This is a genomic window from Stenotrophomonas sp. 22DLJC03, assembly GCF_056861405.1.
Genome location: NZ_JBSPUG010000005.1, coordinates 61,631 through 76,187 on the forward strand (window position 1 = coordinate 61,631; position 14,557 = coordinate 76,187).

Consider the following 14,557-nt stretch of genomic DNA (forward strand, 5'->3'; position numbering starts at 1 on the left):
CGTCATATCGGCGAGGGGCAGGGTGGCTGTTGCCCGCCGAACGCCTTTTCCAGGAATTCCTCCATGGACTTTTCCCGTTTCTTCATCGACAGGCCGATCTTCGCGGCGGTGCTGTCGATCGTGATCTTCGCCGCAGGCCTGATCACAATTCCCATCCTGCCGATCAGCGAGTACCCGGAAGTGGTCCCGCCGTCGGTGGTGGTGCGCACGGTGTATCCGGGCGCCAACCCCAAGGTCATTGCCGAGACCGTTGCCACGCCGCTTGAAGAAGCAATCAACGGCGTCGAAGGCATGATGTACCTGAAGTCGGTTGCCGGTTCCGACGGCGTGCTGCAGATGACCGTCACCTTCCGCCCGGGCACCGACCCGGACGCGGCCGCGGTGAAGGTGCAGAATCGCGTGGCGCAGGCGCAGGCGCGCCTGCCCGAGGACGTGCGCCGGCAGGGCGTGACCACGCAGAAGCAGTCGCCGACCTTCCTGATGGTGGTGCACCTGACCTCGCCGCAAGGCAAGTACGACACCCTGTACCTGCGCAACTACGCCCGCCTGCACGTCAAGGATGCGCTGGCGCGTATTCCGGGCGTGGGTGACGCGCAGATCTTCGGTGGTGGCGACTACGCCATGCGTGCCTGGCTGGACCCGGACAAGGTCGCCTCGCGCGGCCTGACCGCCAGTGACGTGGTGCGCGCCATGCGCGAGCAGAACGTGCAGGTCTCGGCCGGCCAGCTCGGCGCCGAACCGCTGCCGAACAGCCAGTTCCTGACCCTGATCAATGCCCAGGGCCGCCTCAAGTCCGAGAAGGAATTTGGCGACATCGTGCTCAAGAGCGGTGTGGATGGCGAGATCGTGCGCCTGGCCGACGTGGCCCGCCTGGAACTGGGCGCCGGTGACTACACCCTGCGCTCGCAGCTGGACGGCAAGAACGCGGTGGGTATCGGTATCTTCCAGTCGCCGGGTGCCAATGCACTGGAGATCCGTGACCAGGTCATCTCGACGATGGACGAGATGCAGAAGACCATGCCGGCCGACGTGAAGTACGAAGCGGTGTACGACACCACCATCTTCGTGCGCGATTCGATCAAGGCCGTGGTCTCCACGCTGCTGGAAGCCATCGCCCTGGTGGTGCTGGTGGTGATCCTGTTCCTGCAGACCTGGCGTGCTTCGATCATCCCGTTGATCGCGGTGCCGGTGTCGGTGGTGGGTACCTTCGCAGCGCTGTACCTGCTGGGCTTCTCGATCAATACGCTGAGCCTGTTCGGCCTGGTGCTGGCGATCGGCATCGTGGTCGACGACGCGATCGTGGTGGTGGAGAACGTCGAGCGCAACATCGAGGAAGGCCTGTCGCCCACTGCGGCGGCACACCAGGCCATGCGTGAGGTGTCAGGCCCGATCGTGGCGATCGCGCTGGTGTTGTGTGCCGTGTTCGTGCCGATGGCGTTCCTGTCCGGTGTCACCGGCCAGTTCTACAAGCAGTTCGCGGTCACCATCGCCATTTCCACGGTGATCTCGGCGATCAATTCGCTGACCCTGTCGCCGGCTCTGGCCGCGCGCCTGTTGAAGCCGCATGACGCGGCCAAGGACGCTCCGACCCGGATCATCGACCGCCTGTTCGGCTGGGTGTTCCGTCCGTTCAACCGCTTCTTCAAGTCCAGCTCGGAGAAGTACGAGCGTGGCGTGTCGAAGATCCTCGGCCGTCGCGGTGCGGTGTTCGTGGTCTACGCGATCCTGCTGGTCGGTACCGGCGTGATCTTCAAGCTGGTGCCGCCGGGCTTCATCCCGACCCAGGACAAGCTGTACCTGATCGCGGGCGTGAAGCTGCCGGAAGGCTCGTCGATCGCGCGTACCGATGAAATGCTGCGCAAGGTTGCCAAGATCGCCCAGGAAACCGATGGCGTGGCCCACACCATTTCGTTCCCGGGCCTGAACGCACTGCAGTTCACCAACACCCCGAACACCGGTGTGGCATTCATTCCGCTCAAGCCGTTCGCCGAGCGTCATGGCCGTACCGCCGCGCAGATCAACGCCGAGATCAACCAGAAGATCGCCGGCCTGCAGGAGGGCTTCGCGTTCGCGATGATGCCGCCGCCGATCCTTGGCCTGGGCAACGGCAACGGCTACCAGATGTTCATCGAGGACCGTGGCAACCTGGGCTACGGTGCGCTGCAGAACGCCGTGCAGGCGATGCAGGGTACCGTCGCGCAGACCCCGGGCATGGCCTTCCCGATCAGCAGCTACCAGGCCAATGTGCCGCAGCTGGATGCTGAAGTGGATCGCGTCAAGGCCAAGGCGCAGGGCGTGCAGCTCACCGAGCTGTTCGACACGCTGCAGACCTATCTCGGTTCGGCCTACGTCAATGACTTCAACCAGTTCGGTCGTACCTGGCAGGTGATCGCCCAGGCCGACGGCCCGTTCCGCGAGAGCGTCGAAGACATCGGCAAGCTGCGTACCCGCAACGACCGTGGCGAGATGGTGCCGATCGGTTCGATGGTCACCATCAAGCAGACCTTCGGCCCGGACCCGGTGCTGCGCTTCAACGGCTACCCGGCGGCGGACCTGGCTGGTGAAGCCGACCCGCGCCTGCTGTCTTCGGCCGAGGCGATGAACAAGCTGACCGAGATCGCCGGCAAGGTGCTGCCGGTGGGCATGACCACCGAATGGACCGACCTGAGCTACCAGCAGGCAACCCAGGGCAAGGCTGCCTTCATCGTGTTCCCTGTGGCGATCATGCTGGCCTTCCTGGTGCTGGCCGCGCTGTACGAGAGCTGGTCGCTGCCGCTGGCGGTGATCCTGATCGTGCCGATGACCCTGCTGTCCGCGCTGTTCGGCGTGTGGCTGACCGGCGGTGACAACAACGTGTTCGTGCAGGTCGGCCTGGTGGTGTTGATGGGCCTGGCGTGCAAGAACGCGATCCTGATCGTCGAATTCGCCAGAGAGCTGGAGATGGGCGGCAAGGGCATCGTTGAATCGGCACTGGAAGCCTGCCGCCTGCGTCTGCGCCCGATCGTGATGACCTCCATCGCGTTCATCGCCGGCACGGTGCCGCTGGTGCTGTCGCATGGTGCGGGTGCCGAAGTGCGCTCGGTGACCGGTATCACCGTGTTCGCCGGCATGCTGGGCGTGACCCTGTTCGGCTTGTTCCTGACGCCGGTCTTCTACGTTGCCCTGCGCAAGTTCGTCACCCGCAATGGTGGTGGCAAGCTGGTGCAGCACGGCGAGCCGACCATCCATCACTGACATGGAACCCCGTCGCCGCCGGTCACTGGCCGGCGGCGACTTTCCCCTCACAAGGCATGAATCCATGAACTCCCATCAGAACAAGATCGCGCTGGTCACCGGCGCTACCCGCGGCATCGGCGCCGAGACCGTGCGCCAGCTGGCCCAGGCCGGCGTGCACACGCTGCTGGCCGGCCGCAAGCGCGAGACCGCCGTCGAGCAGGCACTGAAGCTGCAGGCCGAGGGCCTGCCGGTGGAGGCCATCCAGCTGGACGTGACCGACGCGGCCAGCATCGCCGAAGCGGTCGAGCAGGTACGCCAACGCCACGGGCGCCTGGATATCCTGGTCAACAACGCCGGCATCATGATCGAGAACCCGGCGCAGGCGCCGTCCGAACAGTCGCTGGATACCTGGAAGCGCACCTTCGACACCAACGTGTACGCGCTGGTGGCGGTGACCCAGGCCTTCCTGCCGCTGGTCAGGCAGGCCAAGTCCGGGCGCATCGTCAACGTATCCAGCATGCTCGGTTCGCAGACCCTGCACGCTGATCCGACTTCGGGCATCTACGATTTCAAGATTCCGGCGTACAACGCCTCCAAGGCGGCGGTGAACAGCTGGACACTGGCGCTGGCCCATGAACTGCGCAGCACCCAGATCAAGGTCAACACCGTGCATCCGGGTTACGTGAAAACCGATATGAACGGCGGCCACGGCGAGATCGAGATCAGCGAAGGCGCGCGCTCCAGCGTGCAGATGGCACTGATCGGCCATGAAGGTCCGAACGGCAGCTTCACTTACCTGGGTGAGGTGCTGCCATGGTGATCCGCACGTTGGCGATGGCCGTCTCCAGCCTGGTGCTGGCAGGCTGTGTCAGCGTCGGCCCGAACTACAAGGCGCCGGTGCAGGAACCGGTGGTCCTGCAGGGTGCGCAGCAGCCGGTATTCAGCACCACCTCGCCAGTCGCCAGCTGGTGGGCGCAGTTCGATGATCCGGTGCTGGAAGAGCTGGTGCATGGCGCACTGTCGGACAACCTGGACCTGCGTGTGGCCGTGGCCCGCGTCAGCCAGGCCCGTGCGGTGTTCGTCGAGAGTCGCTTCGACCAGGCGCCGCATGTCACCGCAGGCGGCAGCTATGATCGCCGCAAGCAACCCGATCCGCAGCTGGGTGGGCAGCGGGTGTTCAGTGAAAGCTACCAGCTCGGCTTCGATGCGGGCTGGGAGCTGGATCTGTTCGGCCGCAAGCGCCGTGCTGCAGAAGCCGCGCGTGCCGACCTCGATGCCGAGCAGGCCAACCTGGCCGACGCGCAGGTGCTGGTCGCCGCCGAAGTGGCACGCAACTACTTCGAGCTGCGCGGCACGCAGAAGCGCATCGCCGTGGCCCAGCACACTCTCGTCAATCTGCGCGAAACGCAGAAGCTGACCGAGGCGCGCTGGGAACTGGGCGCCGGCAGCGAGCTGGACGTGCAGAGCAGCCGTGCACGGCTGAAGGCGATCGAGGCCGATATTCCGCTGCTGGAAGTGGCCGAGACGCAGTCGCGCAACCGACTGGCGGTGCTGCTGGGCCAGCGTCCGGAGACGCTGACCGCGATGCTGGCACCGCACGAAGTGCCGGCCTATGCCAAGGCGTTGCCGCTGGGTGATACCCGCGAGCTGCTGCGCCAGCGTGCCGACGTGCGCGTGGCCGAGCGTCGCCTGGCGGCGGCGACCGCACGTGTGGGCGTGGCCACTGCCGATCTGTTCCCGCGGCTGTCGCTGTCCGGCTTCGTCGGTTTCCTTGGGGGTGACGCCAGCGGTCTGGTCAACGGCAACAACAAGGCCTGGTCGCTGACCCCGTCGTTGAGCTGGGCGGCGTTCGACTTCGGCACTGTGCGTGCACGCCTGCGTGCCAGCAAGGCCGAGGCCGAAGGTGTGGCCGCGCAGTACGAACAGGCCGTGCTGCTGGCACTGGAAGACACCGAGAACGCGCTGACCCGCTATTCCAAGCAGCAGGCGCGCCTGGCCATCGTGGTCGAGCAGGCGCAGGCGGCACGGCGCGCCGAGTCGCTGGCGCAGATCCGCTACCGCGAAGGTTCGGAAGACTTCCTGACCCTGCTCGATGCACAGCGCACCCAGCTGTCCGCTGATGATGCATTGGCCGCGGCCGAAGCCGAGGTCAATGTCAGCGTAGTGGGTGTGTACAAGGCGCTGGGCGGCTGGGGGCAATCGCCGCAGCAACCCAGCGTGGCGCAGGTGCAGTAAACCGGAGGGGACGGACGCAGTGGCTTCCGTCCCCTTCTGCTTTCAGGGCCAGTGATTGGCCGATACCTCACGCTCGCGCATGTGTACGATGCAGAAGCGATGCCCGGTGGGCGCTTCCATGACCCACCAGCGTTTGACGAAGCCAATCCGGCGCGCGCCAAGCTTCTCCAGGCGGTCGGCCTCGGCGTCGATGTCGTCGCTCTCGATGTCCAGGTGCACCCGTGAAGGGTGATCGACACGTTGCACTTCCACGTTAAGGCCCGCGGGTGCGCCCTGCAGGTCGGCGTACTCGGCGCCGCCTTCGGCATAGGCGGGTTGCGCCTTCAGGCCAAGCGCGGCGGCCCAGAAGCGTGCGCCTTCGTCGGGGGGAATGCCCTCGCAGTCGATGATGAATCCGGCCAGGCGGCTCTGGTGTGCCATGCCCTTCTCCACAGTTCGGGAATGGAGGAAGGGTAGCGCGTCGCGTGCTGTGGACGTTGTCACAGTCATGACGTTTCTGACTCTGCCAGAACCGGGGCCCGCGGTGTAACTAGTGGGGCAGATTCAAGGAGGGAAGGCGATGAGCGATGACAAACGCGATACCCAGCGCATGCTGTTTGGTGATCCGGGACCGCCTGGCGCAGGGCTGTCGGTAGCGGTCGTAGTGCTGATGGTGTTGGCTACGATGGCGGCTGCGATCGGCTTCGTGCGCCTGCCGGATCAGATGCTGGGGCTGGGCCTGATCGGCATCTCCGTGTTCCTGGCGATCGGCGCGCGCATCTGCCAGGCGCGCAACCAGCATCAGGCGTTGTATCGCCTGTTGTCACGGCAGCCGCCACCGTAGTCGCGGCTGCCGCATGGGTTTCAGTGTGCCGGCCAGTCCAGCTCGACCACCAGCGGGAAATGATCGGACGGCAGCACGCCATCGACGCGCCGGTCATCGGTGAGGAAGCTGCGCGCATGGAAACCACGCACCAGCACCCAATCCAGCTGGGAGGTGGCCTTGCCGGTGAAGTCGTGGAAGGTCAGGCGCGGGCCCTGCGGCGCCTTCACCTGGGGACGGGTGTCCTGCAGCACGCGGGTAAACGCCTTGTAGGTGTCGCCGCCCGGTTCGCTGTTGAAGTCTCCGGTCAGCACCACCGGCAGGTCGGCCGGCAGCAACGCCAGGCGCTTGCCGATCAGTTCGGCACCCTTCACCCGGCGTGGTTCGTCTTCGTCGCGGTAGGGCAGGTGGGTATCCATGAAGTAGAAACGACGGCCATCATCCAGGCGCCGGAACAGGGCCCAGGTGACCATGCGCGGATACAGGTTGCCCCAGCTGATGCTGCCGGGCACGTCGGGCGTATCGGACAGCCAGAAGTTGCCGGACTCCTCGATGGCCAGCACCGTGCTGTCGTAGAACACGCCCATGTGTTCGTCACCGCTTCCACCGCGGCGGCCTTCGCCGAACCAGCGGTAACCGGGCAGGTGCTCGGACAGGTAGTCGGCCTGCTCCTTCACCAGTTCCTGGGTGCCGATCACGGCCGGGTGTGCATCGAGGATGACCTTGACCATGGCATCGCGACGGTCCGGCCAACGTTTACCGGGCTCGGTATCAGCTGGGGTGCGGACATTGAATGACATCACTTTCAGTGGTGCAGGTGTGGCAGCCCAGGCGACGGCAGGCAGCGCAAGCGCCAACAGCGCACACAGTGCAGAGCGGTGGAAACGCGACAACATCGTGGAATCCCTCCATTCCATGAAAACGGTTTCACGGAGCATCGCATGGATTGCCGGTTCCTGGGTGTGCCCGCGCTGGCGGTATCCGCTGGCTGTCCCCAGCGTATTCAGGTCAACGTTGACGGCGTATTGACCTGCCTGCGCGGGTTCGCGTGCTAGAACGGCGCTGCCGGGCCGTTGATTCCGGCACCCGCAACAGCAACCCACAATGGATCGACAAGGAGCTGTGCCATGACACGATTGATTCGCGCTCTTCAGGTATCGCTGAACCTGCGTTCGGACAATTCCACGCAGTGCATCCGTTCCAAGTACCGCTACTGGAACATCTTCTGAGCGCAAGGACTCCGTGTATTCGATGACACATCGCCAGGGATGGCCGATGGCCATCCCTGGCCTCAGGAGAGGGGCATGGATGAGCGTGCAGCGGATGCGGAAGTCGTGTCCATCGACGACCTGCTTGAGCGGGTGCGGCGCGAAGGACCGGTACTGCGGTTCCAGAATGATGTGGTTGGCATCTTCGACCCGGCACTGGCGGTAAAGATCGACAAGGCCAATACCGACCGGCATACCGTGCCGGATTCGTTGATCGATTTTCTTGGCCTGCGCAGCGCCAAGGATCCGGTTGCGTGGCGCGAAGTGCGGGCGTTGTTGAGCGAACAGGCCGGACGGCTGGCCAGCCCGGCGCACATGCGCTCGCTGTATGCACGCATGCAGGGTTTCCTCGCCGAACGTGCAGGCCGCCCACATGACCTGAGCGCGCTGAGTTGGTGGACGATCTCGCAGTCGTTGCTGCCATTGCTGATCGACGGCCTCAGCCGATCCGATGTCGATGCGCTCATCGGCGAGCAGAAGACCCGCTACAACGCCATCGTGCTGCAGAACTTCTCGTTCTGGCGGCGCGTCATCGATTTCCACCTTTCCCGCCGCGCGGCGCGCACGGTGTCACGCCATCTCCGCCGCCGGTCTTGCGAGACGCAACCACGCGAAGACTTCCTGCAATCGCTGCTGCCATTGCTACAGCGAGTGGGTGTGGACCGCGTGGCTTACCTGGTGTCGATGGTGCTGGCTGGCATGTCGGGGTTACCGGGCATCACTGCCGCCAGCCTGCTGTATGCCATGCACCGCTTCCCGCAGTGGCATGCTCGGATCCGCGAGGAGACTTCCACGCTCAGCACGGACGAACTGTATGCGCTGCCGATCAAGTCGTTGCCGTGCACATCGCGCTTCGTCAAGGAAACCCTGCGGTTGTGGCCTGGGTTGTTCGCCCTGCATCGCCCGGCGTCGCATGACATCGATATTGACGGGGTCTGCATCCGCAAGGGCGGTGCCTATGAGTTGTCGTCGTACTTCCAGCATCATTCGCCGGACTACTGGCAGTCGCCTGATAGCTTCGATCCGGACCGCTGGTTGCCCGAGCGCCGGCAGCCGAACAAGGGGGCCTACGTCCCGTTCGGTTTTTCTTCGCGTGCGTGCATCGGCAGCGCGGTCGGCCATGCACAGCTGCTGTTGTTCTGTGCGCTGGTGACGCGTGATTTCGAACTGGAGGTACAGGATCAGCCGGCCCCGTGGATGCAGCTGGAAGGGTTCGCGATCCCCGTCGATTTCATCGGCACGCTGACGCCACGTCGCGCTTGAAGACCGTAGCTGCAGCCGTGGAGACCGGGCGGGCGATGGACGCCCACCCGGTGAATTGAAGATACAGTCGCTCAGTCGGCCGGGAGGTACCACTGGCCATTCTGGTCAATCCAGTACACGCGGACGTACGGTTGGCCGTTCTCGTCGAAGTACGTTACTTCACAGCGCTGATGGTAGTAGGGCCCCATCTTCACTGGAACGCAGTTCGTGTTCTCCGGGCCGCCCCCACCCGGACGGGCGTCCGCCATCGGGGCCAGGGTCGCAGTTGCCACTACCAGAGCGGCCATCGCGGCCAGTTGCAGTTTCATAAGCATCATCCTTGCTTTCTGCAATCGCGCACATGCGCATGGCGTGTGTAACACGTGAATCCGACTGCCGGAAGTGCCTTGCCGGGATCAGTCCTCGATCTCGCCGCGACGGCTGGCAGCGCGTACCGCCTGCGCGGTGGTCGCCACGCCCAGGCGCTGGCGTGCGCGCCGCAGGTGGTTTTCCACGGTGCGTGCGGACAACCCCAGCGTGGCGGCGATCTCGGCCTGGCGACGGCCCGCGGCGACCCAACGCAGCACTTCGCGTTCGCGCGTGCTCAGTGCGCCGGCCGGCAGTTCGGCGGGGGCTTCGGCCAATCGTCGCGCCGTGCGGAATGCTGCGGTCGCAACAGCCTCCAGCAGCAGGCGCGCGCGTGCGGAGGCATCGATCGCGGTCCCGGCGAAGCTGATCGCACCCTCCAGACCGGTGGTGCCGAACACCGGCACCTGCAGACCGTGCAGGCCCTCGCCACGTGGCTGCTTTACCACCTGGTAGCGTTCGCCGCGCACGCCCTGGCGCTTGCTCCAGAAGAACGGTGCATCGCTGTCCAGTACGTGGCGATTGACCGGACAGGTGTGCAGGTAGCGGGCAAGGTCGGTATCGTTGCCATCGCCGAGCCAGTCGCCCTCTATCCAGTACACGCGCTGCGCGTCGCGCTCCAGCCCGGTGCCGGTGGCGAATACCAGCACACGATCGTAGCCAAGTGGCGCGGCGACGCCGCGCAGTAACGCGCCCACCGCAGCCAGCGAGTGGGCGTTTTCAAGGCCAAGCAGTGCCTGCACCAGCTCGGCCATCGGGGTCAGCGCCCGGCCAGTGTGTCGAGCAGGGTGCGTGCGGCCAGCTTGCCCAGCGCGTTGCCGGCAAGTGGGCTGTCGCCGGTCAGCAGCAGGCGGTCCTGCAGCACGCTGCCGTCGATGCCTTCGTTGACGATCTGCACGCCCTGCTGCGCAAGCCGTTCACCGAAGAACCACTGCAGCTGCCCCGGCATGTAGCCGATGTCGGGTGTCTGCCGGTCCATTGCATCGGGGAACGCGCAGATGCGATAGCCACGGAACAGTGAGCCGCCATCGGCTTCGTCGACGCCGGCAGCCAGCAATGCAGCAGGGCCGTGGCAGAGGGTGATGATGTGGCGTTGCTGGGCCATTGCCCACTGCAGGGTGGCCTTCACCGCGCGGCTTTCCGGCAGGCCGATCAACGCGCCATGGCCACCGGGGATGAACACTGCTGCGTAGTCCGAATCGGCATCGAGGCCGGCCACCACGTCGTGCAGCTGCAGCGGCTGGCGGAAGTGCTCTTCATAGCGCTCATACAGTCCGCCGATCTCCTTGTCCTCGCGCGGGAATGCCCACCATTCGAACTTGGTGGCATTGCCGGACAGCGTCGCCACGTCGATCTCGAAGCCGGCCTTGTCCAGGTGGTACATCGGCAGCAGGGTTTCCACAGGGTGGTTGCCGGTGGAAAAAAGATGGCCGTTGGCGGTCGGCAGATAGCGCTCGTCGGCGGCGATCATCAGCACCTTCCAGCGGCCATCGCGGCGCGCATCCGGGTAGTCGGCGCCGGACAGGTCACTCTTCGCCGAAGTGAACTGCGACAGCGAGTACGGGGAAGGGAAGAAGGCGTCACGCTCGGCCGGATCGGGACTGGGCTGGCGGCTGGGCTCTTGCGTGTTCATGCGGACCTCCTGCGGGGAAAGTGGGGCCAGCATAGAAGGGCCGCTGCGCACGTGCGATGAGGGAATTCCCCCAATCTGCCACGGTCCTGATGTTGCACCGCGGCACATGGCCTGGTTGGACAGCAGCATTATGTCGTGCTATCTAGCCGGTGCCGGGATAATCCCGGCATAACCACACAGCAAGCAAAGGAATGAAAATGAAAAGATTCGCCCGAGCATTGCGCGTCACTCTGAATATCCATCCGAACGAGAAGAGCAGTGTGTGGAATACCTGGCCGCTCTGGGTCGAGTTCTGATCCTGCGGGGCAACCCCGCGTTTGAGCGGTAGCAAGACGAAGGGACTCGTCTTTCGAGTCCCTTCCTGCCGGAGGCGCACTGCATGCAAGGGATGTCGAATGAAGGCAGCACCGTTGCTGCCGAGCGGTTGGCCGCGCGCGTGGAGCGCGAAGGACCGGTACTGCATCTGGAAACCGGCGGCATCGGGGTGTTCTGCCCGGAGCTGGCCGGGAAGGTTGACAAGGAGAATTCCGAGCACCTGTTCGTGGTTGAATCGCTGGCCGATCTGTTCCGCCGGCACGAGCGCGTGCGCTGGACCGAAGTACGCAGCCTGATCGCCGCCTGCAGTGCCGAGCTCACTGGCGTGGATACCCTCAAGACGCTGCAGTCGCGCATGCGGCAGGCACTGGATGCGCTGTGTGGGCATGAATTGGATGCGACGCCGGCGGTGTGGAAAGTGATGGCGCATCCGCTCGTTCCTCTGGTGATCGACGGGCTTGATGCACGCGGTACCGCTGCCATCGAACGTGCCCTGCATCTGCGCTACACCACCCAGGTCGAGCAGGTCATCCACCGGCGCCACCTGCTGCGCAATTTCCTCATCGGCCGTGGTGAGTCGCGGACGATCCAAGCAGAGTTGAAGCGCCGCGTCCGTAGCGGGTGTTCTTCGCTGGACTACGCGCAGTCACTGCTGACGCTGCGTGAGCGCATCGGGCTGGACAAGGTCACCTATCTGGTTACGGTGCAGTTGATTGCCATCTCCGGAGTGCCGGGCATGATGGCCGCCTGCCTGCTGCTGGCCCTGCAGATGCATCCGCATTGGCGGCAACGCATTGAAGAGGAGTTCGCGCCGCTGTCAGACGCGGAGATCCATGCATTGCCCATCGCCCGCATTCCCTGCACGATGCGGTTCCTGAAGGAAGTGATGCGTCTGTACTCCACGCCCTTCAACAATCGACGCGTGGCGGCCTGCGATCTGCAGGTGGATGGGCAGGCCATCAAGGAAGGCACGGTGTTCGAGCTGAGCTCGTTCATCCAGCACCGGTCGTCGAAGTACTGGGACGATCCGCTGTTGTTCGATCCAGACCGCTGGTTGCCCGAGCGTCGCAAGCGGACGGCCGGCATCTATGTGCCTTATGGCTTCCCATCGCGTTCCTGTGTGGGATCGGCGGTGGGAAATGCGCAGCTGGTACTCCTGTGCGCGCTGCTCGCACGCGAATATCGATTCACCCCCGGCGCGGATTACCGCCCGGAGGTGCGCATGGAGGGCTTCGCGATCCCAGCAGCGCTGCAGGGTACGTTCTCGCGCCGCGCCTCGGCTTCCTGAGGAGAGGGACGGGCGGATCAGTTGCCCGCGCGGTCATGCTCCTTCATGTCCTCGTGCAGGATCCGCCGCAGTTCGACGATTGCCGGGGTTGCCTCCTGCACGCTGTGCCCGGACACGATCACCTTTTCCGAAACCGCATGCGGCAGGTGCGAGCTCCAGTACGGCACCAGCCCATCGTCGGTCTTCTCCAGCGGGCCGTCGGCCTTGGCGCGGGCGATGATCGAGTGGTAATGCACCTTCGGCGCCATTGGCAGGTCGGCCACGGCGCGCACGAAGGGATCGTCCTTGTCCAGGTTCTGGATGCTGTTCATCTGGTAGCCGTGCTTGCCGTCGTTGCGATCGATCTTGCCGTCGTTGGCGATAGTGGCCACGTCTTCCAGAACGGTCAGCGGCAAGCGCACCAGGCGGCCGATCCAGCGGCCCAGGCGGGTGCTCGCCACATCGGTGCCGCGGTGCGGCGTGGCGATGAACACCACGCGCGATACTTCCGGTTCCGGCAGGAAGGTCAGCACCGGCGCGCCCTTGGTGCGCAGCAGTTCCTGCTGCGCCGGTGTCATCTGTGCGGTGGCCAGCAGGGTATCGACCAGGTGGTCGCCTGAAGAGGAGATCATCAGCCGCGCAATCACGCCGCCCATGCTGTGCCCGACCAGCACCATGTCATGCGAGGCCTGCGCCTTGCCGCTGGGGTCGAAGTGCTGGAAGACCTCGGCCAGCGTATGACGCATCGCATCGTGGCTCATCGCGATCGGCATGTTGGTCGGGTAGTAGAACTGCCAGATCTGGAAATCCTGGCGGATCTCCTCGTCGCGCATCAGCTCGTTGGCGACGTTGACCCAGGCTTCCGGGCTGCTGGCCAAACCGTGGATCATCAGCAGCACGCGACGGTTCGGATCGTACGGCTGCATCATGTACAGGTGCGGCGTATCGATGCCGCCCTTGCCACCGAACAGCGAGCGCAGCGACTGGTGGCTGAAGTTCGAGCGCGCCAGCCACAGTGCGTAGCCAGCGGTGAAGTTCGCGGCCAGCGGCACTTCCTGTCCGTGCAGGGTGACTTCGGTGACCTGGTAAGGATCGTGAATCTCCAGTTCCGGCTCGTCGTCGTGCAGCACTTCCCACAGGTTCTTTCCGGAGAAGCGCAGCAACACTGTCATCGATGGCGAGGGCATCTCGCTCCAACTGCGCTGCGTCGCTGCCTTCGCGGTCGTAGACGCCGTAGAGGCCGTTGAGGCCGTAGTTGGCGTGGCGCTGGCATTGGCTGGATCATTCATCACAGCCACCAGCTCCGCGCCGAAGCCATCGCGGCGGTGCACGCTGCGCAGCGTGCCGGTGAACGAGAGCGAGGCAGCGGGCACCAGCTCGGTGGGGGTACGCGTGTCCAGTGGTGAAGCTTCGCCCGATGGGGCGAGTACGAAAGTCCAGCGGCCGAGCTGGAAATGGCTGGCTTCGCTGTGCACGCGGCCGGTGGCATAGGCGTTGTACAGCTGCACCGAAGCTTCCTGCACGGCCAGGTTGTAATAGTCACGCACCTGGGTCTGGCGATCTTCGAAGCCACGCTGGTTGGCGGTGCGCTCGGTGAAGAACAGATACCCGTAAGCCTGCCGCGCGACCTGCATCCAGGCATCCAGGCGCGGCTGGAAGTCGGCGTCCAGTTCGGTGATGGTGGTCTTGGCCCGGCCCGAGGCGGAGTACTCGCGTTTCGGTGCGGGCAGGGTCATGGCGTACTGCAGCCACAACTCGGCAAGGCTCGAGCGCTTGTCCTCCTCGCGCACCACGATGGTGGCTTCCATCGCTTCGATGCAGGGCAGGCCAGGCTTGGCGCAGACGCCTTCGTCGAGGCCGGCCACGCGCAGGGTTTCCGTCGTTGCCGAGCTGAGCTTGCCGGTGGTGAGGATGTCGCCGCGCTTGAGTGCGATGTACTGGCCGGGCGTGACCGAGGCCACCTGCACCGACGGCCCGAACTGGCGCAGCGTCGCGCAGCCACCAAGGGTGAGCAGCACGGTGATGATGAGGGTCGTGCGGCCGATGAAGCCCAAGCCCGTGGTTGCCATACGATCCTCCTGCGCGGTGGCGACACTCTAACGACAGACCTGTCAAAGCGGAAGATACCGGGCAGTCGGTTTGCCAAGCCAAAGCACCGCCACCCGGGCGATTCAGGCATTTCCGTGTGACACTGGGGTGAATGGGGTGATGCA

12 protein-coding genes are annotated in these 14,557 nt (G+C 64.9%); 6 read left to right on the plus strand and 6 right to left on the minus strand.

Features of this window, described 5'->3' with window-relative positions; all coding sequences use genetic code 11:
* Positions 1 to 63 precede the first annotated feature (63 nt).
* From AC13GA_RS16810 to AC13GA_RS16820, 3 genes are all read left to right on the plus strand, one after another.
* The gene (locus AC13GA_RS16810) at positions 64 to 3,234 is read left to right on the plus strand and encodes an efflux RND transporter permease subunit (protein ID WP_012510729.1); all 3,171 of its coding nucleotides are present in this window, start codon (positions 64 to 66) and stop codon (positions 3,232 to 3,234) included.
* Between the two features lie 64 nt (positions 3,235 to 3,298).
* Positions 3,299 to 4,036 (plus strand): SDR family oxidoreductase, encoded by a 738-nt coding sequence (locus tag AC13GA_RS16815; protein WP_012510730.1) that lies wholly within the window; start codon positions 3,299 to 3,301, stop codon positions 4,034 to 4,036.
* Complete coding sequence (locus AC13GA_RS16820) at positions 4,030 to 5,451, plus strand: efflux transporter outer membrane subunit (protein ID WP_004153207.1); 1,422 nt, start codon at positions 4,030 to 4,032, stop codon at positions 5,449 to 5,451. The genes AC13GA_RS16815 and AC13GA_RS16820 overlap by 7 nt, the downstream gene beginning before the upstream one ends.
* A gap of 42 nt (positions 5,452 to 5,493) precedes the next feature.
* On the opposite strand, the gene AC13GA_RS16825 is transcribed toward AC13GA_RS16820, so the two are convergent.
* Entirely contained in the window at positions 5,494 to 5,871 is a 378-nt protein-coding gene (locus AC13GA_RS16825) for a VOC family protein (RefSeq protein ID WP_136638807.1), read from the minus strand.
* Positions 5,872 to 6,010: 139 nt separating this feature from the next.
* Between AC13GA_RS16825 and AC13GA_RS16830 the strand changes: the two genes are divergently transcribed.
* Entirely contained in the window at positions 6,011 to 6,274 is a 264-nt protein-coding gene (locus AC13GA_RS16830) for a hypothetical protein (RefSeq protein WP_046983382.1), read from the plus strand.
* A 20-nt stretch (positions 6,275 to 6,294) separates the two neighbouring features.
* Here AC13GA_RS16830 and AC13GA_RS16835 read toward each other — a convergent pair whose 3' ends face one another.
* Complete coding sequence (locus tag AC13GA_RS16835) at positions 6,295 to 7,149, minus strand: endonuclease/exonuclease/phosphatase family protein (protein WP_426353796.1); 855 nt, start codon at positions 7,147 to 7,149, stop codon at positions 6,295 to 6,297.
* 408 nt (positions 7,150 to 7,557) lie between these two features.
* Here AC13GA_RS16835 and AC13GA_RS16840 point away from each other — a divergent pair, with 408 nt between their 5' ends.
* Positions 7,558 to 8,784, plus strand: coding sequence for a cytochrome P450 (locus AC13GA_RS16840; RefSeq protein ID WP_482998576.1), 1,227 nt, complete (start codon positions 7,558 to 7,560; stop codon positions 8,782 to 8,784).
* A 71-nt stretch (positions 8,785 to 8,855) separates the two neighbouring features.
* Here the strand turns inward: AC13GA_RS16840 and AC13GA_RS16845 are convergent, their stop codons facing one another.
* The 3 genes from AC13GA_RS16845 to hchA all read right to left on the minus strand — a co-directional run bounded on the left by AC13GA_RS16845 (position 8,856) and on the right by hchA (position 10,762).
* Complete coding sequence (locus tag AC13GA_RS16845; protein WP_253078891.1) at positions 8,856 to 9,092, minus strand: hypothetical protein; 237 nt, start codon at positions 9,090 to 9,092, stop codon at positions 8,856 to 8,858.
* Between the two features lie 87 nt (positions 9,093 to 9,179).
* Positions 9,180 to 9,884: a PA1136 family autoinducer-binding transcriptional regulator gene (locus tag AC13GA_RS16850; protein WP_337301917.1), complete on the minus strand. Its 705-nt coding sequence runs from the start codon at positions 9,882 to 9,884 to the stop codon at positions 9,180 to 9,182.
* 5 nt (positions 9,885 to 9,889) lie between these two features.
* On the minus strand, positions 9,890 to 10,762 hold the full coding sequence (hchA, locus tag AC13GA_RS16855) for a glyoxalase III HchA (protein WP_136638804.1): 873 nt from the start codon (positions 10,760 to 10,762) through the stop codon (positions 9,890 to 9,892).
* A gap of 379 nt (positions 10,763 to 11,141) precedes the next feature.
* On the opposite strand from hchA, the gene AC13GA_RS16860 reads away from it, so the two are divergent.
* Complete coding sequence (locus AC13GA_RS16860) at positions 11,142 to 12,365, plus strand: cytochrome P450 (protein WP_482998577.1); 1,224 nt, start codon at positions 11,142 to 11,144, stop codon at positions 12,363 to 12,365.
* Between the two features lie 17 nt (positions 12,366 to 12,382).
* On the opposite strand, the gene AC13GA_RS16865 is transcribed toward AC13GA_RS16860, so the two are convergent.
* Positions 12,383 to 14,413 carry an esterase/lipase family protein gene (locus AC13GA_RS16865; protein WP_482998578.1) on the minus strand — a complete coding sequence of 677 codons (2,031 nt, stop codon included), beginning with the start codon at positions 14,411 to 14,413 and terminating at the stop codon, positions 12,383 to 12,385.
* Between the last annotated feature and the right edge of the window lie 144 nt (positions 14,414 to 14,557).

What these genes read in the sequence shown, in the direction of transcription:
- AC13GA_RS16840 (WP_482998576.1), top strand. Translation starts at nt 7,558, where the DNA reads ATGGATGAGCGTGCAGCGGATGCGGAAGTCGTGTCCATCGACGACCTG.
- AC13GA_RS16815 (WP_012510730.1), top strand. Translation starts at nt 3,299, where the DNA reads ATGAACTCCCATCAGAACAAGATCGCGCTGGTCACCGGCGCTACCCGC.
- AC13GA_RS16825 (WP_136638807.1), bottom strand. Translation starts at nt 5,871, where the DNA reads ATGGCACACCAGAGCCGCCTGGCCGGATTCATCATCGACTGCGAGGGC.
- AC13GA_RS16865 (WP_482998578.1), bottom strand. Translation starts at nt 14,413, where the DNA reads ATGGCAACCACGGGCTTGGGCTTCATCGGCCGCACGACCCTCATCATC.
- hchA (WP_136638804.1), bottom strand. Translation starts at nt 10,762, where the DNA reads ATGAACACGCAAGAGCCCAGCCGCCAGCCCAGTCCCGATCCGGCCGAG.
- AC13GA_RS16845 (WP_253078891.1), bottom strand. Translation starts at nt 9,092, where the DNA reads ATGAAACTGCAACTGGCCGCGATGGCCGCTCTGGTAGTGGCAACTGCG.
- AC13GA_RS16830 (WP_046983382.1), top strand. Translation starts at nt 6,011, where the DNA reads ATGAGCGATGACAAACGCGATACCCAGCGCATGCTGTTTGGTGATCCG.
- AC13GA_RS16835 (WP_426353796.1), bottom strand. Translation starts at nt 7,149, where the DNA reads ATGTTGTCGCGTTTCCACCGCTCTGCACTGTGTGCGCTGTTGGCGCTT.
- AC13GA_RS16860 (WP_482998577.1), top strand. Translation starts at nt 11,142, where the DNA reads ATGCAAGGGATGTCGAATGAAGGCAGCACCGTTGCTGCCGAGCGGTTG.
- AC13GA_RS16820 (WP_004153207.1), top strand. Translation starts at nt 4,030, where the DNA reads ATGGTGATCCGCACGTTGGCGATGGCCGTCTCCAGCCTGGTGCTGGCA.
- AC13GA_RS16850 (WP_337301917.1), bottom strand. Translation starts at nt 9,884, where the DNA reads ATGGCCGAGCTGGTGCAGGCACTGCTTGGCCTTGAAAACGCCCACTCG.
- AC13GA_RS16810 (WP_012510729.1), top strand. Translation starts at nt 64, where the DNA reads ATGGACTTTTCCCGTTTCTTCATCGACAGGCCGATCTTCGCGGCGGTG.